The sequence below is a fragment of the Clostridium bornimense genome (genome assembly GCF_018917145.1).
Classification (GTDB): domain Bacteria; phylum Bacillota; class Clostridia; order Clostridiales; family Clostridiaceae; genus Clostridium_AN; species Clostridium_AN bornimense_A.
The window spans coordinates 1-647 of sequence record NZ_JAHLOD010000141.1; the positions used below are offsets into that span (position 1 = coordinate 1).

Sequence of the window (647 nt, forward strand, 5' to 3'; positions counted from 1 at the left end):
ATCGTTCTATTGAGCGAAAACACACACACCCTCGGAAAACGCACCATTACAACCAAAAATCCTGTATTTAGATTGTAAAATCCAAATACTAGAAACAAGTCCGTTTAACCGCGGATTTACTTAGTATACCATTTTTTCTGATATCTTTAAAGTGATATTATAAAAAAGTTATATGGAATTTATAAACATTCCTTAATTTGACGACATTGAGTGAACAGTGGTGGATGAAATTTTAAGTGTGATAATTTTATGTATAGAATAAGATAGTTTCCTTAAGAAATTTATATTTGATATAGAACCATTACGGGGGGCTAATGAAGGTTGCACCTTCATATAGCTTAGAGAGGTAACCCATGATTTATAAAAAACAACACTTAAATATAATAGGTTTATATACTCACTAAATACACCTAATAACATAATGCTCTCTTGTTGTGAATTGTAAATTACCTTTGCATTGAAATTGTGAATTGTAAATTGAGTGAATTGTCTGAATTGAAAAAGGGGTATCGCTAACAACTTTTCATTTAAAGTGGACCCTTTGTCAAGGACAATACAAAAAAAGGGGTTAAGCAATATTTTTAAGAAGATGATTTCTATACTGTATAGGAGTCATCTTTTTTAGATTCCATTGATATCTATAATTA

At 29.8% G+C, this 647-nt stretch carries 1 protein-coding gene; it reads right to left on the reverse strand.

Annotated features, from left to right (window positions below; translation table 11 throughout):
• Positions 1-568: 568 nt before the first annotated feature.
• Positions 569-647: IS3 family transposase (locus KQI30_RS17660; RefSeq protein WP_367397842.1), on the reverse strand; the 79-nt coding region annotated here is incomplete at its 5' end.